The following is a 26,263-nucleotide window of genomic DNA, read 5'->3' on the forward strand; positions in this document are numbered from 1 at the left end:
TGATATATCGTATCAACATACTAATAATACACATATAGGAGTAGATCATGGCAAAGAAACAACATAAAGAACGGATACAACAACCGAAGGAATCTCAAACAGCAAGCACGTTGATGAAATTATTTTTTCTCATCAGTTTTATCGTCCTCGGCTTCTTCGTGTTTAACGACATGCCTATCAACTGGATTTTAGGCATATACGCAGTGGATATTTTAGTATCTCTTATATATGTAGTCATCAATAAAGGTCGCATCGCTACATCCAATGTGGTTCATACGAATGTGCGTCGTATCCTAGCTTTCTTAATTATGCTCATTACTATGTTCTTCTATGCCTTTGCACTATGGCGTGTGGACCAATACACAACACAAATGCAAGTGACATTATTCATCGGTGGCATCATCATTTACTATGCGGTGTTCAACAGCACGAAAACGGCGTTAAAACGTAAGTAGTTGAACAACGGACGCAAACAATAGCACGTAGTTGAGCAACAGACTCATAACATAGCATGTAGTCGAACAAGAGATTACTCAACTAGCAAATCATAGGCATAACAAAAAGAGGCATATCTTACATACAACCATGTATGTGAGGTATGCCTCTTTATTGTCCTAGTACGACAGGGATGGCTAAGGACACGACTTGTCCACGTTTGTTAACAATACTACCGCTCGTCTTGATGATACGTATCGCTTCGTCTCGTACATCAGGAGGAACAGAGTCCTCTACGATACGCGGGGTATTAACGCCGACGATTACATTGCCGCTAGCGTCAAAGTTAACGCGCACAACGGCTTCGCCGCGTACAGATGATGCTTGGCCTTGTTCTTTCACTTGGCGCAAATATTCTGTAGGATTAATATCCGATTGTTCGAGCCACGCCCGTTGACCCGGCGTCAGCAAATTGAGTGCATCCGCAAAAAACGATAGGTCTTTATCTGTATTATCGAGACCATTACCTTCTGCATTAGGATCCGTCGATACGTCATTGCCTACTAATTTCTTTTGTTGTTCCTGTTTTTGATGTGTTACAACACCTGTCTCACCGCCAGTAGCCTCAGATTCTATGGCCTTTGGAACAGCCCATTCACGTTTTGTAGCCGATGCTGGTTGTTCTGTATCTATAGTTTTCTGTGGTTCTACGGTATTTACAGGCGGTTTCGTTTCTTGTTTCTGAGCTACCGACGCAGGTGCATCTGTAGGAGGTTTTGCCTCCTCTGGTGGCGGCGTTACCGTCGGATGATCCTCGGCTTGTTCGCTTTCACCAGCATCGGCTAAATCAAAGCTAATCTCAGCTGCCTCTTGGCCTGCACCAGTGCCACTCATGCCCTTTAGTGAAAGCCCCATGCCCGTTATCATGAGAATACTGATGCACAGGGATATCAAAAACGGTCGAAAATAATGCGATTCAAACATAGAATCACTTCCGATCCGTAGCGACACTAATATACTTAGCGCCGTTTACTTTCAGCATATCGAGAAGGGCGATGACCTCGTTATAATACACGTCCTTAGACGCGCGAATAACAAAGGCCTGTCGTGGCGTAGTCCGCACGATATCCTGTACCTCTTGGGACAGATTATCCGCAGAAATTTCGCGGTTATCGATATAGAGTTTATGCGATGTGGTGAGAGTAATGATAATCGGTTCAATGGATTTAGCCGTCGAAGTCGATGTGGATGGTAAATTTAACGGGATTTGTTGCTCCGTATTCATGTATAAAGTGCCGACCATGAAGAATACCAATAGAAAAAATACGATATCAATCATAGGGATGATCATGATGGTCGGTTCTTTTTTCACTCCTAATGTACGACGTCTCATAGGTCATGTTCCTCGTTGTACGCATCGAGAATGCTGCCACATTCATGTTCTAAGGCTACGATAAAATCATTCACCTTTGCTGCACAATAGCTGTGAAAGGCAAGAGCAATGATGGCCACCGTAAGGCCTGTAGCAGTAGCTACCAAGGCTTCGGATACACCACCTGTTATGATGGTTGGAGCCCCAATGTCACCACCTACAACGGCAAAAGCGCGGATCATGCCAAGAACGGTACCGAGCAAGCCAAGCAACGGCGCCATGGTAACGATCATGCTAAGCCACCCAAGGCCACGTTTTAAGCGTTCATCGGTATAGCCTACCAAGTCTTGTAAACGGTTTTCTAAACCATTGTAATTTTTTGCACTGCGCAAAGCCTTTGCAAAGAGAGTGCCTAGATTTTGTGTATCTCGTTCTAATACGGTTGGCAACATAATCCAGCCTGGATGATTATTTAGGACAGCCGTGAATTGGCGCATGTCCTTACGGAATTTACGGTATAGAAAAAATCGCTCAATACCAATCATTAGGGTAACAACTAGAAAGATAACGAGTGGGTACATAACGAAACCACCAGCTACAAATAAATGTGCAATGCTACTCATACTAACCTCCAAAACCCACACTCTTTTAGGCTCTTATCTAATAATTATACCACGTTTTTACACATCAAAACATATGAGGCTTACGATAGATGAGTAAAAATATACTAGTTGATGCATACAATCTGACAAAGATCTTAACTAGTATAAGAAAATACAGAAAAAGGGCTACATCAATAGACATGCTAATTGATGTAGCCCTTATTAGTGCAATTTTATGTACCTTTGTATGAATTTTTTATATGTACTATTTATATTGTGCACGCTATGAAGCGCAGGCTTTCATAAATGGCACAGAATCGATTCGTACATAGCTAGATATTATTTATCAAGTTTATTAATATCCAAGCGATTCATGCTGCCAATGAAGCGATTGTAAGATTCAATCATATCATTGTAATGATCAGCTGATTGGTCACCTAAGAATGTACGAACTCTACCAATCGTTGTATTTAATTGAGACTTAGCAGTGTTATATTCTGGACTCGTAACGGTGCCAGCTACATCCATAATGCCTTGTAACTCTTGGTTAGCTGCATTTACATCGATTTGTTTGCCTTCTTCAAAGCCATCTAATAAAGCCGTTAAGCGTAAATGAACTTCTTGAACAGCCGCAGCATTTTTCTTACCAGAATCTTTAAGTTCTTTCAACTGTTCTTGTTGATTTTCTGTGTTATGTTTGTGAACTACTGCGTCTAACTGATTATATGCTGCATAGAATTGATCATATAGTTGAACGTATTTAGGTCCTAATTGTTGTTCCTTAGCATAATTATCTGCTTGATATGAATTAGTTTGGTAGTACGTATCCAATTCACTGGCTACTGGTACAATATCCTTTAATACAGCCAATACGTTGTCTAAAGGTTCCTTCATATCATCATATGGTACGCCAGCGTCTTTAGCAGCTTGCAACTTTTGTTGTAAGGTATCAAAGTGTGGTGCCATGAAGCTTGTTAAATGTTGCCCCTCTTTTAGTTTTTGAACGGACGGATTGATAGCATATCCAAAGCGTACGGACCAACTATTAAAATCGCCAATCGCTTCGATATAGTTATTGAACACTTTAATGTCCTGTTGCGATGCCTTTTGAGCGCCTTGTTGCACCCCATTGGCAATCTTAGAAAAACTACAGCCACTCATGAATAATGGGGAGGTAAGAGCAGTTACACACAATACTGCTGTTGTCAGTTTTTTTGCTAATGGATTCAAAATAAATCTCTCCTTTTAAAATAACCCATAAAGTATACATCTATAACTAAATTATATACTAAATATGATTTTTACAAAAGTCATACTTATGCATTTCATGAAAAAAAGGCATAGTACCTATCATTTCCTATCGATTACAAACCGATAGCAGTATAGATACTATGCCTGTATGTATAGAGATTATGTTAAGGACTTGTCAAAGACGCCTATGAGTTCTTCGACGGCTTGTGATTCACTCATTTCGCCATCTAAAACTGCGGCTTCTACTTCGCCCATACGACCTTGAATGACTACATTGTTAAAGAATAGGTTGTGCAAGTGTTCGTCAATCATATCGCGTACCCAACGAAGGGATTGTTCTTGACGGCGTTTTAAGAATACGCCATTTTCTTTACCTTGTTCAGCAAATTCTTGGATTACATCCCACAATTCATCGAGACCATCCTTCGTAACGGCTGAACATGTGTAAGCTTGGGTTTTCCATTTTTCCGTAGCTGGACGGATGTAATGTAGCATCCGATCGTAATCGCTACGAGCAATGAGAGCTCGCTTGAGGTTATCCCCATCAGCCTTGTTGACCACAATAGCATCAGCCAATTCCATAACGCCTTTTTTGATGCCTTGCAATTCATCGCCTGCACCAGTAAGCACGATGAGCATAAAGAAGTCTACCATAGAACGTACGGTAACCTCACTTTGCCCAACCCCAACGGTTTCGACAAGAATAATATCATATCCAGCAGCCTCGCAAAGTAGCATCGTTTCTCTACTTTTACGAGCTACACCGCCTAGTGTACCACCAGCCGGCGATGGACGAATATAGGCTTCAGGATGCTTCGTCAACGTTTCCATCCGCGTTTTATCGCCCAAAATACTGCCTTTTGTGACTTGGCTTGTAGGGTCTACAGCAAGTACGGCAACCTTGTAACCAGCTTCAATGAGCATATTACCAAAGGCTTCAATAAATGTACTTTTACCGGCCCCAGGCACACCAGTAATACCGATGCGCAACGCCTTGCCCGTACGAGGCAATACGGCTTGCAATACTTGTTGAGCTAGTTTGAAATGGTCCTTATTATTACTTTCTACTAATGTAATAGCCCGTGAAAGTATAACGCGGTCCCCCTGCTCGATACCGCGTACATAATCAGCGACAGTTAACTTCTTTCGCCGCTGTACGGGACGTACCGACGGAGCCAGATGAGTGGAGCTAGACAAGAGGCCGTCGTGCATTTCCTTGACGCCTTTCATCACGTGACACGCAAAGGTATCATCTTTTTTCGCATCTTCTGGCACCCAGTCGGGACGGTAGGTACTACCCTCGGCGCTTGCGTTTTTTACACCTAATTCTGGCGCCTTACCTTCACCAGTGGTAAAAGTAGCGTCCTGTGCATTGCGCAATTCATCCGGAGTAGACCGTTTATTATCAGTCATTGCCTTCGTCTTGAACGTGGCTAGTCAATGTTTCTAGTAATTTTTTCGCCGCTACTGGCAAAACTGTACCAGGGCCAAAGATAGCCACTGCGCCATGTTCGCGTAGGAACTCATAGTCCTGAGCAGGGATTACGCCGCCGATGGCAACTAAAATATCTCCACGACCTCGCTTGTTGAGTTCTTCTACAAGTTGAGGTAACAATGTTTTGTGACCTGCTGCAAGAGAACTAAATCCGACGATGTGAACGTCATTATCCACCGCATCTTGTGCTGTTTCTTCTGGAGTTTGGAACAAAGGTCCGATATCCACGTCAAAGCCCATATCCGCGAAGGATGTAGCAATAACTTTGGCACCGCGGTCATGACCGTCTTGGCCCATCTTAGCAATCATGATACGAGGGCGACGACCTTCGAGTTCTTCAAAGTCATCTGCCATTTGACGTACTTCTTTGATTACATCATCATCTTCATATTCGCTGGAGTATACACCGGAAATAGAGCGGATAACCGCTTTATGACGGCCACAAACTTTTTCAACAGCAAAGGAAATTTCGCCCAAAGATGCACGAGCACGAGCTGCTTCAAGTGCAAGGGCAAGCAAGTTGCCTTCACCAGATTCGGTAGCATTTGTAATCGCTTCGAGGCAGGATTGAACCTTGTCTTCATCACGGTTAGCACGCAATTGTTCGAGACGACGGATTTGCGCTTCCCGTACAGCTGTATTATCTACATCGAGGATATCCAATGGATCTTCTTTATCTAGACGATATTTATTGATGCCGACGATAGCTTCACGACCAGAGTCGATACGAGCTTGGCGACGAGCTGCCGCCTCTTCGATACGCATCTTAGGAAGACCCGTGTCAATCGCTTTCGCCATACCACCAAGGGATTCGATTTCTTGGATATGGCCCCAGGCACGACGGATCAATTCGTCAGTCAATGCTTCTACATAGTAGGAACCGCCCCATGGGTCGATAACCTTACATACCTTAGTTTCATCTTGGATGTAAAGTTGTGTATTACGCGCAATACGTGCAGAGAAGTCTGTAGGTAACGCGATGGCTTCATCAAGCGCATTCGTATGTAGGGATTGCGTATGGCCCAATGCGGCGCCCATCGCTTCCATACATGTACGAGCCACGTTGTTGAATGGATCTTGTTCTGTAAGAGACCAACCAGATGTTTGGCTATGTGTACGAAGAGCCATAGATTTAGGATTTTCAGAACCGAAGCTCTTAATAATCTTAGCCCACAACATACGAGCCGCACGCATTTTAGCCACTTCCATAAAGTAGTTTTTGCCGATAGCCCAGAAGAAGGACAAACGAGGTGCGAATTGGTCAACATGAAGACCTGCATTTACACCGGTACGGATGTATTCAAGGCCGTCAGCCAATGTATAACCTAATTCGATATCCGCCGTTGCACCCGCTTCTTGCATATGGTAGCCAGAAATAGAGATACTGTTGAATTTAGGCATGTTCTGGGATGTATACGCAAAGATATCACCGATGATGCGCATGGACGTAGCTGGAGGGTAAATATAGGTATTACGTACCATGAACTCTTTCAAGATATCATTTTGGATTGTACCGGCCATAACCTTTTTATCAACACCTTGTTCTTCACCAGCTAGGATGTAGAATGCCATAACAGGCAATACGGCGCCGTTCATTGTCATGGATACGGACATTTGGTCAAGAGGGATACCAGAGAATAGAATTTCCATATCGAGGATGGAGTCTACCGCAACGCCCGCTTTACCAACGTCGCCCACTACGCGAGGATGGTCGGAGTCATAACCACGGTGAGTAGCAAGGTCAAAGGCAATAGACAACCCTTTTTGGCCTGCTGCCAAGTTACGACGATAGAACGCATTGGATTCTTCGGCTGTAGAGAAACCAGCGTACTGACGCACTGTCCAAGGACGAGTTACGTACATTGTGGAATAAGGTCCACGCAAGAATGGAGGTACACCAGCCATATAGTCAAGGTGTGTCATCCCTTCATAATCCATCTCTGTATAGAGAGGTTTTAATTGGATTTGCTCCATTGTCGTGTTATATAAGTCTTCAAAGCTTTTTCCTGTTTCTTTTTTAAGTTCAGCAAGCCATGCATCGCGCGATGTGGCAGACTGAGATCCCAAGCCAAGAGAGGAGAAGTCTGGATTTTTAAACATGAGCTCACATCCCTTTCTTATCTTGTAACGTATTTAAAATAGCGTAGCAGTTTGCGCGAACAGAGATGAAATCATCTACACCTGCTTCACGATATACAGGCTCTAGGTCCTTAGAAGGTGCCCCTGCCAAAATAACCGTTACATTCGGCATAGTTTCTTTCAATTCTTTCGCAAGTGGTGGAACCAATTCAGGATACGTATCATCTGTAGAACAGATAACTACCACATCGGCGCCACTTTCACGAGCCGCTTTTGCCGCATCAGCCGTTGTTTCATGACCATCATTTTTGATTACTTCGAATGCCGCTACTTCAAAGAAGCCTGTGGAGAAGTCTGCACGAGGTTTATGTTGAGGAATAGGGCCCATATTAGCCAAGAATACCTTCACATTATCTTTTGTGCGTTGTTTATAATTTTCCGTACGCATACGAAGGGCTTCAAATTGTTCCGTCCAGCGATGTGCAGTAATTGGTTCGATAGTTTCAGAGGAAATATCGCCCGCCTCTAAAGCACTGCGAATTTGGCGAATTGTCATTTTGTGTAATGCACCCAATTCGATAAGGCCAATCAATGCACCTGGTTCTGTTGTGCTTGCTTCTAACGTAGCTTGTGCTTTTACAAGAGCATCTTGATCTGCACCAGCCAAGTATTCTTCAAGATGAGCTACCCGTTTTTGACGCAATGTTTCTTGATTTTCAGGTTTTGGATCAAGCAATTCTTCCGTCATATTAGCGTACATGTTATTACCAACCGCTACATCCTTACGGAATGCAAGGTTTTTAAAGCGTTCATTAAGAATTGTTTTAACTTGCGCTTGAGGATAACCTTCCTTCAAGGCAGCGATAATGCCACCTTTAGACTCGATAGTTTGGAATTCATCCCAAATTTTTTCGCATAGTTCCGCTGCCAATGTTTCTACATACCAAGAACCACCTACAGGGTCAACTGGTTGACGCAATTCGAATTCAGTTTGCAACATGACTTGAATGTTACGGGCAATACGACGAGAGAATTCATCGGATTTGCGAATTGGTTGATCAAATGGAGAAACTTCAAGACTATTGAGACCACCTACAACACCAGAGAATGCTTGTGTTGTATTACGCAACAAGTTTACATATGGGTCGTATACGGTTTTTGTGAAAGCAGATGTTCTACCGTGTACATGAACGGCACGATCGCTTTCATCAGCGCCAAAGGCCTCCATAATACGAGCCCAAAGCACGCGCAACGCACGCAATTTAGCAATTTCCATGAAGAAGTTTGCACCCAAGGAGAATGTAAACATCATGCTCTTAGCAATGGTATGAATATCGATGTTGCGTTGTGCCAATTGCCGCACGTAGCAAACAGCTGTTGCCAATGCATAGGCAACCTCTTGCACATCGTTAGCACCGCCATTAGCGTATACATCACCGGATACAAGCACTGTTTTAAGCTCAGGTGCTTGATCCTTGGCCCATACAACAGTATGTGCCATTTCATCAAAAGCAGTATCTAAAGACATATGCAATGCACCGTCTTTAGCCCACACGCCGATAGGATCTGCACCAATGAGACCTTTCAAATCGGATGTTTGCTTTTTAGAAGCTTTCACAGTAGCCGACAACATACCGAGCAAAATCGCTGCAGATGCGCCAGTTTCAATATATAAAGGATTTTCCTTAAGATTAAATCGTTCAATTAATTGGCTGCAATCGTCCATCGTAGACAAGGATGTACCGCCTACACCAACAGATGCGCCTACTTGCACATCTTGATCATGGCGTGTCGCGTCATCAAGACGAATGTTGTGAATAGTGCCGCCTTTCACAATTTCGTATAAACTTGCATGATTGGCATCCTTCGGTAAGGACTCATCCACATATTGAGATACGCCCCAAGAATCTTTGATATAGCCGCTTGCTTTCGTGCCACGTAGGAACTCGCCAGCGCCAGGATAAACGCCCTTTGGAATCTTGTCCTGATGCAATGCAGGTGTATAGATAGGTTGTAACGTAATACCTTCATAGGTTTTGGTGAACATTTTTTTATGGAAATCGCCACCCTTTAACGCCTTTTCAACCTCAGCCTGCCATCGTTCATACGTAGGTTTCTCAAACTCATCAAAGGATACAGGCGCCAGTAAATCGCGTTCAGTGTCCTTTGAAGTCTTTTTGTCAGACATATATGTGCCTCCTTTTCAACTTGAAACCATACAGGGGGAACAGCGCACCGTACCAGTGAGTTGCTTCGTATATGAGTTCCATAGGTGCCAAATATATGTCCATCATGATGATGAATCTCCAGTCAAACTATTAAGCCTATGCCATATATGAACGACCCTCTAGCGTGGCAAATAAAAAAACGTGCCACCCGAGAGTGACACGTTAGGTTACATATTGAATGGTACACTAAAACTATTGTAAAAAGTATACCTCAATCCCCTTCCTATCGCTCGTAGGTACATAACGGTGATTATCAAATAGGCAGTTCTCCTGGCTCGGGCTCAACACCTTGCTTTCGCCTTCCCAGATTGCTCCAGTGACATGTATGAAAGCAGGCTCGTCCTTACAGTGGCGGGACCGCATCGGCTTGTACCGATTTCTCTATTAAGTCTTGCGACACCTATTCTCTATATTCGTTGTTCTAAGTCCAATATAGTGTAAAAATATGCACAAAGTCAATGAACATAACAGTTAATCATAAGTAGCAAATTTAAAGTTATAACTAACGCATATATAGAATGATAAAAATGCATAGGTGCAATTTAGAGAAATCACCTCTATAATTCGCTACTGCTATACTACCACCATGTTATAATAATTCTACTAGTGGGAGGTCGTATTATGAACGAAATAAACAAAAAAGGTCTCAGCACCACATTGTTGTGCTGTTTAATTTGGGGTTTGCTGCCCCTCTATTGGGCGCTTTTAAACCAAGTATCATCCTTTTCCGTATTATCGCACCGCATCATCTGGTCCGGATTTTGGATGTTCTTCCTCGTCATCGCCACAGGGCGCCAACAACTGCGTATGGACATACAAATTTTACGCACCCATCTTACACAATTAGGCCTACTATTACTGGCTGCTATACTTATTAGCATCAACTGGTTCACCTACATTTGGGCCGTTACGAACCAACACGTACTCGACACGAGCCTTGGCTATTATATCAATCCATTGCTCAACGTATTGCTGGGCATCCTAATCTATAAAGAAAGATTACTATGGCCACAAAAGCTGAGTATTGCCATTGCATTCTTAGGTGTGGCCATCATGACTGTTCAACTAGGTACATTGCCCATCGTCTCTATCATCCTAGCCGTAACCTTTAGCCTATACGGGGCCGTAAAAAAACGTCTCACCATCCATCCATTTTCGAGCATCGCCTTCGAGGCATGGCTCGTCACACCGATAGCATTATGGTATTTAGCGGCTATAGACACCACCTCGTGGACCTTTATCGAAAACCTAACGCCGACCGGTCTCCTCCTCATCGGTGCGGGCCTTACCACATCGATTCCGCTCATCCTCTTTTCGTACGGTGCCCGCCTATTGCCACTAAACATTCTCGGATTTTTACAATACCTATCTCCTACCATGGGCTTCTTCTTGGCCATCTTCTACTTTGGTGAAAGCTTTGGTACAGCACAGCTAATAGCCTTCGGCTGCATCTGGGTGGCACTCGTATTGTTCACTCTATCCAATCAAATGACGACACGTATTAAGATAAAAAAATAGAATACATTACAAAAAAGCTGTATCAAATGAGATTCTCATTCAATACAGCTTTTTATGTGTTCGCTTTACACGTGTCTAACGTAAATAAACTCAGATCTTTATTAATCTAATTCATTCATATTTGTCGTATTCATATTAGAAATATAATGATTATAAGCCTCAATCATACGAGTATAGTCCTTATCTTGTTTCGAACCCATATAAGTCCGGATAGCACCGATTGTAGAGTTTACAGAGGTCTTAACAGTGTCATAGTTAGAGTTAGTAATGCCATTAGACAAATCGCCGATAGCTTGTAACTCTTGATTCATGGCATTCACATCCGGTTGTTTTTCACTATCTAACTTTTCAAGAACAGCGGTAAGTCTCAAATGAACCTCTTGTGCTGCGGCTGCATTTTTCTTACCTGCATCGCGCAATTCTTGTAACCGCTGTTGTAATCGATCAAGGTTGATTTTATGCATTAAATTATCAAAATCTGCATAGATAGGCACAAATTGCTCATACAACTGTACATACTTTGGACCTAATTGCTGTTCCTTAGCATAGTTATCTGTGGTGTATCCTTTAGATTTATAGTATGCATCCAGTTCTTCTGCTACCGGTGTAATCTCATTCAATTTTGAAAGCAGCTTATCTAGGGGCTCCTTCATTTCATCATAAGGAATACCGACTTGCTTAGCTTCTTCTAATTCTTTTTGTAACTGTTTAAAGTTCGGTGTATTAAATACAGTTAAATGCTTACCTGCTTTTAAATCATTAATCGTCGGTGTATTCGCATAATCAAACATAACAGCCATGCGATTATATCGGCTTATGGCTTTCACATATTGATTAAATAATTGTACCTGATTCTGTTCCGACCGCTGTGCAATCTCCTTGCGGCTCTGCTCAGTCCCTTGCCATAGTTCTGACATACTACAACCGCTCAAAAACAAAGGTGATGTCAGCGTTAGTGCACACAACACAGCCATTGCCATCCTTTTGCCAAGTGGTTTCATGATGAATTCTCTCCTTTCATCAATATACAGCTTAGTTTATATATTCTAATTATATACCTATTATAAATAATAAGAAATAACTCCTAACAATGGTTTTATACGTGTACAGATACAACCTATCCTACATTAGTGCAAACAGATATTGATTTAGCTAAAAATAGTAAATCCGTAAAGAAAACCTTAACCATTCCTGCGTGGCTTAACGATAGAGCCCTAGCGAAAGGTATCAATTTCTCCCAGCTTTTACAAGAAGCGTTAGTAGAGAAAACAATGTAAATTCACATCATTAATTACTCAGCAAAATTAGGAGTACTGTCCACGCAATAACTGCTAAGGTGAGTAATATGATACAAAGCATCCACAGAATTATTACGAAATAGAGCAATAATTTTAGTACATATAATACATCAAACCATATACTATGACGATCCTCTAATCGCGCCATATATTCGGAGAGATGGCGCACCAAAAATGGAGCTTTCGCATTAGGATTCAGCTTCTTCCAGTACAGCATAATATACGGCGTTACAAAACAACCTACAAACACTAAGTATGTAAGGAATAGAGGTGTTTCTATATTATGTTGTGACATAAACCCTGACCAGTCCATGACCATTAGACCACCAAGGTATAGAAAAACAAACCAATATATAAATCCTACCACTTTTAAAATAAGGCGAATCATCTGTTTACTATCCATTGTGACAATCCCATTACTATCAATAATCTAGTCTTTTCGAGTTTTATAAGACTATAATCCTACTAATGTTTTAAATCGCGCATTATTATGAAACCGTTCAAAATGATCTTGTTCAGCAGCAACCGCCTTTACAGAAGGATCAATTTTAATTGCTTTTTCAAGCCAATCAAGGGCCTTAGTATCATCTCCTTGGTCTGCATAAATGGTAGCAATACCATATACAGACCAAGTATTGCTAGGGTCCTTTTCTAATACCTTTTCAAACCATTGTTTAGACTCATTTAATTGGCCTTGTAGCTTATAGACCATGGCCATATTATAGTAATTAGCCACATTATTAGGATCTAAATCATAAGCCTTTTTAGTATCTGCTATGCCTTTAGTAGTATCTCCATTTAAAGCCGTAGCAAAGCCACGAACCGAATAAGCGTCTGCATTATTTGGATTATCCTTAATAGAAGCTGTTGCCTCCTCGATGGCTTTATTATAATCACCAGACGATAGGGCTTGCTTAGCGACAGTTAAGTGGCTATCTAGATTAGTCATTTTGCTACTGTCTTGAGTGGATATACTAGAACTTTTAGCATTGCTTTCTGTATTACTATTATTTGTATTCTGATTTACTCCACAACCACTAATAAATATAAGTAATGCAAGTATAGGCAAAATTCTTTTCATATCATATATTCCATTCTTAAATAATCTCCAAGATGCATAGCGTAATAATATAAGAAAAAGGACGAGCTGCCACTCGTCCTTTATTTGTTGTATTGTAGGTAATTTCATACACTCTACTAATAAATATAGTATACCATATTTATTAGAAAATAAATATCTAACAATAAATACAAACACGCCAACAAAACAAAGTGCTAACATCATATAAAAATGTTAGCACTTTATTTAGTCTATTAAATTTTTGAATATTCCTTATTTTTTAGCCTTAGAGCAACGATCCAACAAGTATGCAACGCTTACGAATGGGATACCGCCGCTTTCACCAAGACCAATTTCACATGTAGAACTAGAGCTTACGCCAAGTGTAGCACCGTATTCGGCAACTTCACTAGCAAGGTCTTTTGTAGCACATTTATTAAGTTCTGGTGTGAAGAAACCTTTTTGACCGGCAAAGCCATCACACGCAAAGGATTTGATATTAAATACATGGTCAGAGCAGAGGCGTGCCAAGTCTTCAATATATTGAGATTTGCCCAATACTTTGATTTTACATTGTTTATGAACAAGAACGCGTTCATCGCATTTTGTAATATCAAGGCGAGGTACTACGAATTTGCATAAGAATTCAGAAATATCATTAATTTCTAAATCTGGCATATGTTTGAAGGCATGGTTAAAGCATGCACTATGGTCAATAACGATTGGATATTTACCATTTTGAGATGCTTTCATCAACGCATCGTGTAAATCTTTTACAGCACGTTCATGTACGTCATCGTAGTTTTCAAAGCTCAAGCCGCAGCAGAGGTTTTCGATATGTTCAGGATAGATAATATCGATTTGAGCCTTATTGCAGAGGCTTTCAACAACTTGTTGCAAGCTGCGTTGATCATCATAACCTTGGTTTTGACGGAACGCACGGTTCGCACAAGTACTGAAGTATACAACCTTTTCAAAGTTAGTAGGTTTAATGCGGTTTTTCAATTTATAGCGGTTAGCCTTAGGTGTTGTTTTAGGTACATAAGGTGTTACGCCAGTTACGCCATGTAAACCTTCAGTGATTTTGGAAATTGCTTTTTGTGTGATAATAGCACCAGCAATGCCTTCAAGGCTTACACCGGCACGGCACATTTCAAGAGTACTGGAGAAGTTGTCGTAAATTTTCTTAGCCAAACCAGGTGCTGGAGGATCGATGCGACGCATGGATAATGCGATTTGTGCAGTATCGATGCTAAATGGGCAAAGACCTTTACACATGGAGCATGCAGCACAAGTTTCAACACCGAAATATTCATAACCTTTTTTAAGTTCGTTTGCAACAGCGAAATTGCCTTCATTTTCAAGGCGTTTAGTTTCGCGCAACAATGCGATACGTTGGCGTGGTGTCAATGTCAAATTACGGCTAGGGCAGTTCTTTTCACAGAAACCGCATTCCATACAGATTGTGAAAGCATCATCGATAACACATTGTGCTTTAAGATTTTTCTTGTACACATCTGGATCGTCAGTAATCATAACATCAGGGTTCAAGATGCGAGTAGGGTCAAAGATAGCTTTGATACGACGGTTGATTTCGTACGCTTTGCGGCCCCATTCCATTTCGATGAAAGGTGCCACCATGCGGCCTGTACCATGTTCGGCTTTCAAAGAACCACCAAAACCAGATACGCGTTCGGACATTTCTTTTACCAAATCACCAAAGTTCTTAGTATCTTTAGGGTCACTGAAATCAGGAGTAATGTTAAAGTGAACGTTACCAGACAACGCATGACCGAAGATTACACCACCATCAACGAAATCGTATTTGTGGAATAATTCAGTAAGCATTTCGATGCCCTTAGTGAAGTCTTCGATTTGGAAGCAAACGTCTTCTGTGATAACAGTAGTACCTTTTCTACGTTGACCACCAACGATTGGCAAGATACCTTTACGGATTGCCCACCAGGAATCGTATTCTTTAGGATCTTGAGAATAAAGACTTGGAATAGCTGTTGGAATGTCTTTCAATTGTTCTTTAATGAAAGCCAAGTTTTCATCAACAATTTCTTTAGAATAGCTTTCAGTTTGGAATAAGATAGCACTTGTACCTTCTGGAACTTCACGAACGAAATCAGGTACATTATCTAGAGTTTGAACTGCTTTTAAGGATTGATAGTCCATCATTTCAGCAGCAACAACCTTTTCACGGCCCATATTAGCCAAGGCTACAACGGCAAGAGATGCGTCGTTCAATGTGCTGAAGAACATGAGACCGCAACCTTTGTGAGGTACATCTTCAACAGTGTTGTACACGATTTCAGATACAAAGCCCAATGTACCTTCGGAACCGATGAACAAGTGATTGATAATATCGATGATATCTTCAAAATCTACAAGGGAGTTCAAACCGTAACCTGTAGTATTTTTGATTTTATATTTGTGATGAATCAAATGAGTCAACTCTTCATCAGCCAAGATTTCTTTGCGCAATTGCAAAATATCTTCAACCATTTGTGGTTTTTCTTTGAGGAATTGATCGATGCTCTTTTTATCGGATGTATCCAAAATGGAACCATCTAATAAGACAACGCGAATAGAGCGAATTGTTTTATAAGAGTTTTGTGCAGTACCACAGCACATACCGGAGGAGTTATTGTTCAAAATACCGCCTACCAATGCTGTTGCAAGCGTTGCAGGGTCTGGACCGATTTTACGATTATATGGTTTTAACAAATCATTCGCATCGGAACCGATAACACCACATTCACAACGCAATGCTTTGCCATCGTCGATAACTTCCATTTTTTTGAAGCCATCATTACAAACGATAAGCACGTCTTCACTGGAACATTGACCAGACAAAGAAGAGCCCGCCGCACGGAATGTAAATGGTGTGCCACATTGTTGACACAAACGAATAAGACGACGTACTTCGGATTCGTTTTCTGCTTTTACCACTACTTTTGGTAAATAACTGTAACAAGATGCATCTACACCATACGCATAACGGCGCAGACGGTCTGTATAAACACGATCCTTACAAATCGCTTGCGCCTCTTTGGCAAAACGATCATAATCTTTAACTAATATACTCACTTGAAAAGCCTCCAATCCTATCCTTAGGAAAATTTCTTTTATAACTAGTATACGCCGTTCTCATTTCGGTCGCTACCATTATGCATAAATTGTATATGAAATATAAATTCTATAGATACATAATATAAAATGTATTTTAGTTGAAAGTTGATTTCATTTACCAGAGAAATAAGTGCATTTCCTAGGAACACACATCAATAAAAATATATGATAACCACTTATGAAAGCCCATATGGGTATCCCCTATCAATATGCGTATTCATGGGGATTAAGAGGTATGTAGCATGAATACAGATCTACACCAATATATGAATATTTATGTGAATTTTCCTAGTATCCTGTATATTCCACATTAGGAATTATCAATATAAATTAGTTATGCGTTTTAGGAATAGATCTACTGTTTGCTCGATTTTTAATAGTAATCTATTATTATCACGCCTCAATATTTGTAAAACATATAAATGCTTTTGCTTGATTTTGTTTTACAAATTGATATAATATTTGTAAAAAGAGGTGATAATTATGGCTACAACTAATATCAATATACGAGTTGACGAATTGTTAAAAAAAGATGCCGAAGCATTGTTTAATGACTTAGGCCTCAGCATGTCATCTGCTATCACTATGTTCTTAAAATCTGCATTAAATCATGATGGTATCCCATTCGAAGTAAAACGTGCAAAACCAAATACAGAAACAATACAAGCCTTAGCAGAATATGAAACTATGAAAGCTCATCCGGAAAAATACAAACGGTATAGTAGTTTTGCAGAATTACTTAAGGATGTTGAAAATGAAACTTAAGATTGTTGAAAATGCCATATAGAACCAGATTGGCTATTAATTTATCGAAAAGATACAGATGTACTTGAATTATTTCTATTCCGAACTGGAACACATGCAGATTTATTTTAAACAACATATATGGCTATGAAAAACAGCAAAAAGGCTGTAACAAAAATGTGGTAAAACTATTTTTGTTACAGCCCTTTTATATATTTTTCTTATGTTTAGACTATACAGGTACTCTTGTAAAATAGAACAGGCGTGTTCTATTTGTAAAAGCATCATATTTAAGTGCTCTTATAAATTAGAACAGGCGTGTTCTAATTCTAAAAGCCTCACATATAGGTCTCCATATAAATTAGAACAGGCCTGTACTAATTTTAAAAAGCAATGTATATGAATATCTATCCTACTTAAAACAATATCCCAGAGCTAATAATCAATTTAATCGCCAATGCAAATACGCCGATGCTCATAAGTGCCAAGATAGCCTTAGCTCTGAGGCGTTTTGCTATTTGAGCGCCTGCTTGGGCCCCAAATATGGCACCGATACTGGCAGGGATAGCAATGTTAAATACAATATGATTCTCTATAAGATGTGTAATAACACCAACGGCAGTCGACACAGCCAAAATAGCATGACTTGTAGCGGTTGCTAAATGTGTGGGAAATCCCATGATGTAAATCAGAGCAGGCACGTGTACTAGCCCACCGCCGATACCGAAAATACTAGAGATGAAACCAACGATAACACTAATGGCAATACCGATTGGTTTATTGTACGTCACCTGATCTTTAGTCAAAGATTCTTCTTTACGCTCTCCTTTTTTACCAAAGTTCTTAAAACCAATCAAGAATGAAGCACATAGCATAAAACAGCCAAAGGCAAACATAAATCCATTACCAGTGAACCATCCAGACATACGAGCACCTAAAATAGCACCTGGGAATGTGGAAATACTAAATATAAGTGCAGCGCTAACATACACCTTTTTCTGCCGTAAATATGCTAATGACCCAGAGATGGCATTACACATAACAGAAAATAGCGATGTTCCCACAATCATAGATGGAGACCATTCTGGGAACCAATACATAAATAATGGTACAAATACAAGGCCTCCACCCGCTCCAATTATCGTTCCAAACATAGCGGTAAAAAACCCAACTACAATAAAAAATAAGTAAAACAAAACTATATTATCAGACATAATCGCACTCCTACACTACCACGTAAAGAACTTGCCATTGTACAAATACAATAGATGTAACTATTCTACAATCACTGTAGATCCATTAGGGATTATAGTAATCGATGCATCCTCGCCCATAATGCCACGGGCGATGCACAATGCTTCATCTAATGTGGACGCAGGCGTCATGTGCATATCGCGAATGACTTGATGATCGCAATCTTGAGTCACAACGATAACCTTATAGTGATTCAAAATACGCGCTAAAATTTGAATTTTCCATTGGTATGGTTTAGTTTCATTACGCGGTACGCCATGGATATCATCTAGGATTTTTTGAGGGCTTTCCATATTTTTGAAAGCCTCATATAATGCTTGTCCCCCATGTCCTTCTTTACAGGAAGCAGCGATGATGATAACACCGCCATCCTTACAAGATGCTTCGCCAGCAGTCATGCCCTTTACGGATTGATAGAGATTTTGGTCAGATGGATATCCACCATTACTTGTAATAACGATATCTGCAGGTATAGCTTTCACAGAAGACAAGGAACGAATAAACTCATACCCTTCCTTATGCGCATCTACACAATCACCCGCTACAGCCTTGATGATTTCCTTTTTGCTATCGATGATAACATTCAGGATGAACTGCAAATTCGCTTTTCGTGCGGCGTACAACATATCCTTATGGATTGGATTTTCATCGATTTTACCAGTTCGGGAATGCTCGCTTTCAATAAATTCAGCACAATGATTAGCCAACACCGTCACCTTGGAGGCAACGCCAGGCAACACGGATTTGCGGCCACCCGAGAAGCCCGCAAAGAAATGAGGATTAATTAGCCCTTCGGAGATGAGCAATTCCGTTTCTACCGCCAAACGATTGATGACGCACTTGCCACCAGATGGCAACGTGCCGATTTCCACCATATTCTCAGCATCCTCAGAGTCATGATTGATCAGTTTTTCGTTATTCACGATATTCTCGCCGAACCGATGCACCATCTCATCGTGCGTCATGGCCCGGTGAAAGCCAGTAGCAATCAGAATCGTAATATCAATTGTCGGATTCACCGCGCGAATACGACGGAGTAAAATAGGCAACGTCACCTTACTTGGCATAGGGCGCGTATGATCACTCGTAATGATAACCATATTGCGTTTTCCCTTAACCAATTCTTCAAGAGACGGACTGTTAATAGGATGATCAAGAGCCTCCTCTACAAGCTCAGCAGGACTCTTCTCAGCTACATACGCCGCCGCATTAGACACAAGAACCCCCTGCACAAACCGCTCATCAATAGACACATCTACACTTTTATAATCATACGGAAAAGAATACGTCTTCATATCGGCACCTCCTATTATATATAGTAAGTATACCAAAAAAACTAAAGGGGGATAAGAGTAAGGGGGTGCTAAAAGCTCCACCGGCCGGGTCTGACTACGCCCTTCGGGCTCCGCAGGGCCAAAGTCACTTTTAGCACCCACTTACACTTCTCCACAATAAAACAGAGAAAACATATTTCCAATCTATAATTGAAGAAATAAAAAAGGTGAGCTGCCTCGAAAAAACGACTTCGGGTCCCTTCCTCTACCCCCTGTAATAATGCAGCAAAATCATATTTCCAATCTATGTTAGATTTAAGACGAAAACGCGAGGTCCCTCTGAAGAAATCGACTTTGGCCCTGCGAAGGCCGCAGGCCGAAGTCAGACCCGGCCGGTGGAGATTTCTTTAGAGGGACCTCGCGTCCCAAACGTATTTAAAACTAATTAGATTGGAAATAAGATTTAGCTGCTTTTAATCGTCCTCGTTCGCACGATACTTGTAGTTCATCGCCCGGTTGTAGTTTTACATCGTTTAGAGGCACGATGTATGTTCCATTCCGGCGAATGCTAACGATTAAAGTCCCCTCTGGCAAGTTGAGGTCTTGCAATTGTGTATCAACATAGGATGCCACTACAGGCACCTTGGTTTGGAAAAAGGTTTGAACATTTTCTAGGTTGCTTTGACCTGTCATGGCTTGTAATAAGGAATCGTAAATAGGTGGTTCTTTTAAGAGTTCTGCCACCAAGTAGGCCACGATGGTAACAATACCGATGGCATAGATGTTAGAAAAGCTATTTGTCATTTCAAGAACGAGCAGAATAGCTAAAATTGGTGTCCGCATAGCGGCTGCTAGCATACCGCCCATGGCACAAATAACGAATTGCGGTACAAAATCAGGAGATATTAACCCTGCCGATGAAAGCAGGCTTTCACAAAAAGCACCGGCTGATGCACCGATAACAAGCATCGGTAGAAAGATGCCGCCCTGTGCGCCGCTGCCATAACAAAAGGTAGTGAGCAAGATTTTACCCAGCACAATGCCACCGAGAAGCAATACACCATGAGATTGAAAGGCTAGCTGGCCTACTAGATCATTGCCACCGCCCAATAAAAGCTGGGAATCAAAGCCGATAACGGCCACAGTCACAAAAGTAATCACAAGTTTTAAGAAACGAGAGCATTTCATCCACTCGAAGAAACGCTTAAAGGCAAATATCATGCGGCAAAACAATACACCGCAGAGCCCCATTAAAATACCTACACCGAGCAGAACCGGAAAATAATCAAGCGGCATCCCTGAAGTTACAGAAAATCCGAGGGCCGGCGTAAGGCCAAAGATAGTTACTGTAATGTAGTTCGATATGAGCGTAGCCACGAAGGTAGGAATGACGAGGTACGGATAAAAACTTTTGTGCACCTCTTCAAAAACGAACATGGCGCCGGATACAGGTGCGCTAAAGGCAGCGGTCAGACCAGCTCCAGCTCCAGCGGAGGTAAGAATCCGCTGTTCACGCAATCCAGAGTTCATCCAATAGGACACGATTTTACCGGCAGAGCCGCCAATTTGCACCGCTGGCCCTTCACGGCCCACGGAAAATCCAGCAAAGCCGGTTAGTACGCCACCTATCATCTTGGAAATAAGCGTACGGTACGGCTTCATGTCAAATAAACCGAGCATTTCCCCTTCAATTTGAGGAATACCTGAACCGCCAGATAATGGTGCCCACGTCAACAATCGATCGATAATAAAAGCAAACACTACCATGGCAATGAGCCAGGCTATGGCCCATTCGATAGAAATATCGCCCATCAAATGCCACCTAACATGCTCGGACTCGAGAATTAAGTACCGATAAGCAGCTCCGAAAAAGCCTGCAATAATACCTACTAATGCCCCTTTGACGATGAGTTCAGATAGCAAAATACGATTCATCGACATATCTGCCAAGGTAGAGCTGTGTTTATTTAGTTTCCATAATTTCATGCATTCTCCTCCTCGTGAAAAATATATCGAACATCAGTCTAATCTATGTAGGATTCTCTAAATGGACGGCAATAACGATTTCTCTGTCATCCGTTCTAGGCGAATTTTTTCCGCTACATACGTATCAGTATATTTATAACTAGTATACTTGCCGTTTCCTACTTTTTCAAGAATCCCCTTATTGAATAGCTTCATAATCAGCCGATACGCCTGCGGTTTAGAAATCCCTAGTGCATTGGCTACGTCCGTACGCGTCACTTGATCAACAGCATTGAGCAACGAATGGAAGGCTTTAATATATGGATTTCCATAAGTCGGCGTAACATCATATACTTGTGAGGTTCCATGTAATCGATATACATAATCAGCAGTATTCAAATAATACAACTGCTTACCATCCATATCGACCGATTGGATAATATTCATCTTTAATAATTGTTTAACATTCATTTCACAAATAGCAGGAGATAACTGACAATCACGGATAATATCGTCTATATTAGATTGTTTGAGTTTACGTATACTATACAAAACCATTAACCCTCTTAAGCTAAGCTCCATATTGGACTTGACCTGATTTTGTACAATTAGGGTAACAAAATTATCATCTACGGGTGCCTTATCAAAAACAACGCGCACATAAGTACTTGTAGACTCGTCATATCGAGGTACCGGACGCCCTGCAAATAGCGATGGTTCAATAATTTTATCCACACCACGCCCCGTCTTTTCAGCCAATCCGATTCGTTTGAAAGCATCGGCTAATGCGGTATTACGACTACGAGGTTCTGCGAACAATACGGAATTGGGTGTAATCCCTTGCATAAAATCGCCAGGACTCGTGATTGATATTTGCTCATCGTTAATTTCAACACGAATGCGTCCCATTTCTGTGTAATCCCTATGAGAATAAGCATTTACTAATGCCTCTCTAAAAGAAATAGGGTCTATATCCATCAATCGAACAGCAACCGGACCAGGAAATAGCTCCGTCATCATATTGACTAAATCTAACGATTCAATACAGCGCTCAATGGCCTGCAGTGCAGGGATATGCTCTGATACATTCCTAATTAATTTAGTGCCTTTCATCATGGTGAAAGCAGACTCTGCAGTCGGTATTAAATCCCTGATTCGCTCGCCTTTACCTAGTAGTATCAATCCAGCCATTGTTGGATGAACGGTATCATCTACGGTTTGTACTAATTGTAAGGCTTGAGCTAATTTTAAATTATCCAGCTCAAGTAGCGACTGATCTCCTCTATACTTAGAAATCATGGAGCGCATTCTTTCAAACTCAAGCAAGGACAAATCATCAAATGTCGCATCTAACACCGGATAGGCCGACACATCTAGACCATAGGCATTTACCATATAATGCCGAATATCACGTAAAAACATCGGGTAATTTTCTGGCGTGCCATCCCCTTTTAACCGTCGTTGTAATGCCCGTCCACTCGACGTATAAATCAACTCATAACTCTTTGGAACCGCAATACTAATAATAGGTTTTGTAAAACTGTACATAATATCTGTACTAACAGAAACATTAGGTACCGTACGATTAAAAATCATAGCACTTAACCCCGCTGTAGACTGGTGGTTTTTATGCACGCCCGTAATCGTCCCATCATCCTCTACGCCAATATATAATGTACCACCCTCTGTATTTGCCAATGCTACAACGGCCTCAACTATTGTTTCTTCTGAAAGTTTCTTAACATCACTTTTAAATTCCGTTCGCAAATCTTCAATCAACCCTATATTTTCTGTATTTTTTGTATGCCCAGTATGCTTCATTTTCACACCTCCTGACCGCTTTACTCACAGTATATCCTTATATTTACATAATGTAAATATCTTGCTCACGAATTCGTGAGCAAAAAAGAACAGCATCTATATGAGTAATGATTTACCATATAGATGCTGTACCATATTGTTATTGATTAAATTGATTTAGAATATAGATTCATAAATACCAATGATTTCATCAACGGTTACATCTCGTGGATTACCTGGCGTACATGCGTCGTTGAAAGCAGATTCAGCGAGGAATGGAATATCTTCGCGTTTTACGCCAGCTTCGCTGAGGGATTTAGGAATGCCTACATCATCGGCTAGTTTTTGGATAACGTCGATTGCAGCCTGACGGTAGGTGCTTTCATCCATAGCATCCACATTAGGCACGCCCATAACGCGAGCAATTTCACGGTATTTAACACCTGTTTCAGGGGCGTTGAATTTCAATACTGCTGTTAATAGCATGGCACAAGCCTTACCATGAGGGATGTCATACACAGCACTCAATGGATGGGCCATAGAGTGAACGATGCCAAGGCCTACGTTAGAGAAGCCCATGCCCGCAATATATTGGCCTACGGACATCGCTTCGCGACCTGCATATTCGCCAGCCACTGCGCTGCGCAAGGAACGGCCGATGATTTCGATAGCTTTCAAATGAAGCATATCTGTTAATTCCCAAGCACCTTTCGTAATATACCCTTCTACGGCATGAACGAGGGCATCCATCCCCGTAGAAGCACATAGGCCGGTTGGCATGGACGCGGACATATCAGGATCGATTATAGCGATAATTGGAATGTCATGAGGGTCTACGCAAACAAATTTGCGGTTCTTTTCCACGTCAGTGATAACATAATTGATGGTAACCTCTGCTGCCGTACCGGATGTAGTAGACACAGCGATAATCGGCAAGCAAGGATGTTTTGTAGGCGCCAAGCCTTCAAGACTACGCACATCGCTAAATTCAGGATTTGTCATAATCGTAGCAATAGCCTTACTCGTGTCGATAGCACTACCACCGCCTACAGCAACGATTACATCAGCACCAGCCGCCTTACAAGCAGCCACACCAGATGTTACATTTTCAATGGTTGGATTCGGCTTAATATTGTCATATACATCGTAAGTAATGCCTGCCGCATCAAGCAAATCCGTAACCTTCGTAGCAACCTTAAACTCAAATAAATCAGGCGTAGATGTAACGAGAACCTTTTTAAAATGGCGATTCTTAATTTCGTTTACAATCTCCTGAATCGCACCTTGCCCAAAATACGACGTGCCGTTCAACATAATTCTCCGAGACATATACTTCACTCCTAACGAATAAAAAATAAACCGATAGAGAATAACTATACTTAGTAATTCTCTATCGGTATCAAAAAATCCTGTATGAGGGGATAAATACGTTGTTATGAATACACTATATACTATGGATTAACCTAGTATTTATAAACCATGATTCATCTTCATGAGCAAAATTCGTTTTACAGACGCATCAAGACGTTCCTTAGAAATAGTGCCATCTTTAACGGCTTTCATAAGCCCATTATAAGCCTCTTGCATATGTTCATACTCATGGCATACGAGTAAAATGTCACTGCCAGCTTGGATGGATTGAACAGCCATATCGCCGAAGGTATAGTGTTTGGCAAGGGCGCCCATGTCCATATCATCGGTAACGACGACGCCGTTATAGCCCATATCTTTACGAAGCCAATCAGTGATGATTTTCTTGGATAAGCTAGACGGATGATCAGGGTCGATTTGTGGATACATCGCATGGGATACCATAATCATATACGTATTCGGTTTCAACTGTTTAATAAGGTCTACAAATACCTTTGTATCCTCAGCGAGTAACGTATCTTTAGACACAGGCACTACGCTAGTGTCTGCATGTAAATCTACATCGGTTTTACCAATGCCAGGGAAATGCTTGTACGAATACCATAGGCCAGATTCGTCATAAGCTTTGCCTACCGCACCTGCAAACTTCACGACTTGGTCGGGATTCGTGCTATATGAGCGACCATAGGTTAATCCCAAGTCCGCATCAGGCGCAAAATTAATATTAAATCCAAGGTCCTTAAGTTCAGTCCCTACTTGTTTAGCTAGATTTGCTGCATGGTCAACAGAACCTTGACCCAGTTCTTCTGCAGGGGGCACCTTAATCAACTTGTCCTCCATACGCGCCACGGCGCCGCCCTCTTGGTCGATACCGATGAACAATGGCGTAAGTCCCGCACTTTTACCGGCCTTATTAATATCGGTAATGAGCGTTTTCACCTGTTCCTTACTCTCCATGTTGCGGTCGAACAGGATAATGCCACCCACTCGATATTCATTGAGCATAAATTTCGCATCATCATTCAAGGTTGTGCCGTGAATACCAATCATCAATAGCTGGCCTACCTTGTCTGCATCGGACATATTAGCCACAAGCTTATCTACCTTTTCTTCTGGTGAAAGCTCACTCTGCACCACCGCTTCATAGGTTACAGGCTCTGCCTTCTTGGCAAAGGGATTATGAAATGCGCAACCTGATGTGAGTGCCAAAGCACCAATCATAGTCGCTGCTACAATACGTCGTAACATATTAACCTCCAAGTATAATTTATAATGCTTATAGTATATCATCTTCGACCATGTTATATGTACTTAACAAAACAACCTTTTCTATGCTATACTAAACTATATCGTAAAGTTTCGATGTAATTTAGTATATA

At 41.3% G+C, this 26,263-nt stretch carries 21 protein-coding genes and 1 riboswitch; of the genes, 4 read left to right on the top strand and 17 right to left on the bottom strand.

Going from position 1 to position 26,263, the window contains the following annotated elements; all coding sequences use genetic code 11:
• Positions 1 to 47: 47 nt before the first annotated feature.
• A complete protein-coding gene (locus VAHSUH02_RS08125; protein ID WP_005384652.1) occupies positions 48 to 455 on the top strand; it encodes a hypothetical protein in 408 nt (135 codons plus the stop codon).
• A 151-nt stretch (positions 456 to 606) separates the two neighbouring features.
• Here the strand turns inward: VAHSUH02_RS08125 and VAHSUH02_RS08130 are convergent, their stop codons facing one another.
• The 7 genes from VAHSUH02_RS08130 to VAHSUH02_RS08160 all read right to left on the bottom strand — a co-directional run bounded on the left by VAHSUH02_RS08130 (position 607) and on the right by VAHSUH02_RS08160 (position 9,422).
• On the bottom strand, positions 607 to 1,362 hold the full coding sequence (locus VAHSUH02_RS08130; protein WP_005381157.1) for an energy transducer TonB: 756 nt from the start codon (positions 1,360 to 1,362) through the stop codon (positions 607 to 609).
• A gap of 61 nt (positions 1,363 to 1,423) precedes the next feature.
• Positions 1,424 to 1,828 carry an ExbD/TolR family protein gene (locus VAHSUH02_RS08135; RefSeq protein WP_005378118.1) on the bottom strand — a complete coding sequence of 135 codons (405 nt, stop codon included), beginning with the start codon at positions 1,826 to 1,828 and terminating at the stop codon, positions 1,424 to 1,426.
• Positions 1,825 to 2,430 carry a MotA/TolQ/ExbB proton channel family protein gene (locus VAHSUH02_RS08140; RefSeq protein WP_005378212.1) on the bottom strand — a complete coding sequence of 202 codons (606 nt, stop codon included), beginning with the start codon at positions 2,428 to 2,430 and terminating at the stop codon, positions 1,825 to 1,827. Before VAHSUH02_RS08140 ends, VAHSUH02_RS08135 begins: the two co-directional genes overlap by 4 nt.
• Before the next feature lie 318 nt (positions 2,431 to 2,748).
• Complete coding sequence (locus VAHSUH02_RS08145; protein ID WP_005378072.1) at positions 2,749 to 3,639, bottom strand: DUF3829 domain-containing protein; 891 nt, start codon at positions 3,637 to 3,639, stop codon at positions 2,749 to 2,751.
• A gap of 180 nt (positions 3,640 to 3,819) precedes the next feature.
• Complete coding sequence (gene meaB, locus VAHSUH02_RS08150; protein WP_005384654.1) at positions 3,820 to 5,073, bottom strand: methylmalonyl Co-A mutase-associated GTPase MeaB; 1,254 nt, start codon at positions 5,071 to 5,073, stop codon at positions 3,820 to 3,822.
• Positions 5,066 to 7,255: a methylmalonyl-CoA mutase gene (gene scpA, locus VAHSUH02_RS08155; RefSeq protein ID WP_005378012.1), complete on the bottom strand. Its 2,190-nt coding sequence runs from the start codon at positions 7,253 to 7,255 to the stop codon at positions 5,066 to 5,068. Before scpA ends, meaB begins: the two co-directional genes overlap by 8 nt.
• A 4-nt stretch (positions 7,256 to 7,259) precedes the next feature.
• Positions 7,260 to 9,422 carry a methylmalonyl-CoA mutase family protein gene (locus VAHSUH02_RS08160; protein WP_005384655.1) on the bottom strand — a complete coding sequence of 721 codons (2,163 nt, stop codon included), beginning with the start codon at positions 9,420 to 9,422 and terminating at the stop codon, positions 7,260 to 7,262.
• 283 nt (positions 9,423 to 9,705) lie between these two features.
• A riboswitch (cobalamin riboswitch) is annotated at positions 9,706 to 9,881 on the bottom strand.
• A gap of 202 nt (positions 9,882 to 10,083) precedes the next feature.
• Between VAHSUH02_RS08160 and rarD the strand changes: the two genes are divergently transcribed.
• Positions 10,084 to 10,980, top strand: coding sequence for an EamA family transporter RarD (gene rarD / locus VAHSUH02_RS08165; protein ID WP_038149071.1), 897 nt, complete (start codon positions 10,084 to 10,086; stop codon positions 10,978 to 10,980).
• A gap of 101 nt (positions 10,981 to 11,081) precedes the next feature.
• Here rarD and VAHSUH02_RS08170 read toward each other — a convergent pair whose 3' ends face one another.
• The 4 genes from VAHSUH02_RS08170 to VAHSUH02_RS08190 form a co-directional block, all read right to left on the bottom strand.
• Positions 11,082 to 11,981, bottom strand: coding sequence for a DUF3829 domain-containing protein (locus tag VAHSUH02_RS08170; RefSeq protein ID WP_005384658.1), 900 nt, complete (start codon positions 11,979 to 11,981; stop codon positions 11,082 to 11,084).
• A 286-nt stretch (positions 11,982 to 12,267) separates the two neighbouring features.
• Positions 12,268 to 12,681, bottom strand: coding sequence for a hypothetical protein (locus VAHSUH02_RS08180; RefSeq protein ID WP_005384662.1), 414 nt, complete (start codon positions 12,679 to 12,681; stop codon positions 12,268 to 12,270).
• 51 nt (positions 12,682 to 12,732) lie between these two features.
• Positions 12,733 to 13,359: a tetratricopeptide repeat protein gene (locus VAHSUH02_RS08185; protein WP_038149072.1), complete on the bottom strand. Its 627-nt coding sequence runs from the start codon at positions 13,357 to 13,359 to the stop codon at positions 12,733 to 12,735.
• Between the two features lie 252 nt (positions 13,360 to 13,611).
• The gene (locus VAHSUH02_RS08190; RefSeq protein WP_038149073.1) at positions 13,612 to 16,434 is read right to left on the bottom strand and encodes an FAD-binding and (Fe-S)-binding domain-containing protein; all 2,823 of its coding nucleotides are present in this window, start codon (positions 16,432 to 16,434) and stop codon (positions 13,612 to 13,614) included.
• 525 nt (positions 16,435 to 16,959) lie between these two features.
• Here VAHSUH02_RS08190 and VAHSUH02_RS08195 point away from each other — a divergent pair.
• Both VAHSUH02_RS08195 and VAHSUH02_RS08200 read left to right on the top strand, forming a co-directional pair.
• On the top strand, positions 16,960 to 17,241 hold the full coding sequence (locus VAHSUH02_RS08195) for a type II toxin-antitoxin system RelB/DinJ family antitoxin (RefSeq protein ID WP_005378172.1): 282 nt from the start codon (positions 16,960 to 16,962) through the stop codon (positions 17,239 to 17,241).
• Positions 17,242 to 17,259: 18 nt separating this feature from the next.
• A complete protein-coding gene (locus tag VAHSUH02_RS08200) occupies positions 17,260 to 17,352 on the top strand; it encodes a type II toxin-antitoxin system YafQ family toxin (RefSeq protein WP_369759942.1) in 93 nt (30 codons plus the stop codon).
• A 284-nt stretch (positions 17,353 to 17,636) separates the two neighbouring features.
• On the opposite strand, the gene VAHSUH02_RS08205 is transcribed toward VAHSUH02_RS08200, so the two are convergent.
• The 6 genes from VAHSUH02_RS08205 to VAHSUH02_RS08230 form a co-directional block, all read right to left on the bottom strand.
• Complete coding sequence (locus VAHSUH02_RS08205) at positions 17,637 to 18,434, bottom strand: sulfite exporter TauE/SafE family protein (RefSeq protein WP_005384667.1); 798 nt, start codon at positions 18,432 to 18,434, stop codon at positions 17,637 to 17,639.
• A 60-nt stretch (positions 18,435 to 18,494) separates the two neighbouring features.
• The gene (gene larA / locus VAHSUH02_RS08210; protein ID WP_038149074.1) at positions 18,495 to 19,769 is read right to left on the bottom strand and encodes a nickel-dependent lactate racemase; all 1,275 of its coding nucleotides are present in this window, start codon (positions 19,767 to 19,769) and stop codon (positions 18,495 to 18,497) included.
• A 420-nt stretch (positions 19,770 to 20,189) separates the two neighbouring features.
• Positions 20,190 to 21,734, bottom strand: coding sequence for a ClC family H(+)/Cl(-) exchange transporter (locus VAHSUH02_RS08215; RefSeq protein ID WP_005384670.1), 1,545 nt, complete (start codon positions 21,732 to 21,734; stop codon positions 20,190 to 20,192).
• A 57-nt stretch (positions 21,735 to 21,791) separates the two neighbouring features.
• Positions 21,792 to 23,534 carry an RNA-binding domain-containing protein gene (locus VAHSUH02_RS08220; RefSeq protein WP_005384671.1) on the bottom strand — a complete coding sequence of 581 codons (1,743 nt, stop codon included), beginning with the start codon at positions 23,532 to 23,534 and terminating at the stop codon, positions 21,792 to 21,794.
• A 156-nt stretch (positions 23,535 to 23,690) separates the two neighbouring features.
• Entirely contained in the window at positions 23,691 to 24,842 is a 1,152-nt protein-coding gene (fucO, locus tag VAHSUH02_RS08225) for a lactaldehyde reductase (protein WP_038149075.1), read from the bottom strand.
• 141 nt (positions 24,843 to 24,983) lie between these two features.
• Complete coding sequence (locus VAHSUH02_RS08230; protein WP_038149076.1) at positions 24,984 to 26,132, bottom strand: glycoside hydrolase family 3 N-terminal domain-containing protein; 1,149 nt, start codon at positions 26,130 to 26,132, stop codon at positions 24,984 to 24,986.
• Positions 26,133 to 26,263: the final 131 nt, after the last annotated feature.

Source organism: Veillonella atypica KON, from assembly GCF_002959915.1.
GTDB lineage: Bacteria > Bacillota > Negativicutes > Veillonellales > Veillonellaceae > Veillonella > Veillonella atypica.

Bases quoted from the DNA above. Each gene is read 5' to 3' on its own strand.
- VAHSUH02_RS08125 (WP_005384652.1), top strand. From the start codon at position 48: ATGGCAAAGAAACAACATAAAGAACGGATACAACAACCGAAGGAATCT.
- VAHSUH02_RS08130 (WP_005381157.1), bottom strand. From the start codon at position 1,362: ATGATAACGGGCATGGGGCTTTCACTAAAGGGCATGAGTGGCACTGGT.
- VAHSUH02_RS08135 (WP_005378118.1), bottom strand. From the start codon at position 1,828: ATGAGACGTCGTACATTAGGAGTGAAAAAAGAACCGACCATCATGATC.
- VAHSUH02_RS08140 (WP_005378212.1), bottom strand. From the start codon at position 2,430: ATGAGTAGCATTGCACATTTATTTGTAGCTGGTGGTTTCGTTATGTAC.
- meaB (WP_005384654.1), bottom strand. From the start codon at position 5,073: ATGACTGATAATAAACGGTCTACTCCGGATGAATTGCGCAATGCACAG.
- scpA (WP_005378012.1), bottom strand. From the start codon at position 7,255: ATGTTTAAAAATCCAGACTTCTCCTCTCTTGGCTTGGGATCTCAGTCT.
- VAHSUH02_RS08160 (WP_005384655.1), bottom strand. From the start codon at position 9,422: ATGTCTGACAAAAAGACTTCAAAGGACACTGAACGCGATTTACTGGCG.
- rarD (WP_038149071.1), top strand. From the start codon at position 10,084: ATGAACGAAATAAACAAAAAAGGTCTCAGCACCACATTGTTGTGCTGT.
- VAHSUH02_RS08170 (WP_005384658.1), bottom strand. From the start codon at position 11,981: ATGAAACCACTTGGCAAAAGGATGGCAATGGCTGTGTTGTGTGCACTA.
- VAHSUH02_RS08180 (WP_005384662.1), bottom strand. From the start codon at position 12,681: ATGGATAGTAAACAGATGATTCGCCTTATTTTAAAAGTGGTAGGATTT.
- VAHSUH02_RS08185 (WP_038149072.1), bottom strand. From the start codon at position 13,359: ATGAAAAGAATTTTGCCTATACTTGCATTACTTATATTTATTAGTGGT.
- VAHSUH02_RS08195 (WP_005378172.1), top strand. From the start codon at position 16,960: ATGGCTACAACTAATATCAATATACGAGTTGACGAATTGTTAAAAAAA.
- VAHSUH02_RS08205 (WP_005384667.1), bottom strand. From the start codon at position 18,434: ATGTCTGATAATATAGTTTTGTTTTACTTATTTTTTATTGTAGTTGGG.
- larA (WP_038149074.1), bottom strand. From the start codon at position 19,769: ATGAAGACGTATTCTTTTCCGTATGATTATAAAAGTGTAGATGTGTCT.
- VAHSUH02_RS08215 (WP_005384670.1), bottom strand. From the start codon at position 21,734: ATGAAATTATGGAAACTAAATAAACACAGCTCTACCTTGGCAGATATG.
- VAHSUH02_RS08220 (WP_005384671.1), bottom strand. From the start codon at position 23,534: ATGAAGCATACTGGGCATACAAAAAATACAGAAAATATAGGGTTGATT.
- fucO (WP_038149075.1), bottom strand. From the start codon at position 24,842: ATGTCTCGGAGAATTATGTTGAACGGCACGTCGTATTTTGGGCAAGGT.
- VAHSUH02_RS08230 (WP_038149076.1), bottom strand. From the start codon at position 26,132: ATGTTACGACGTATTGTAGCAGCGACTATGATTGGTGCTTTGGCACTC.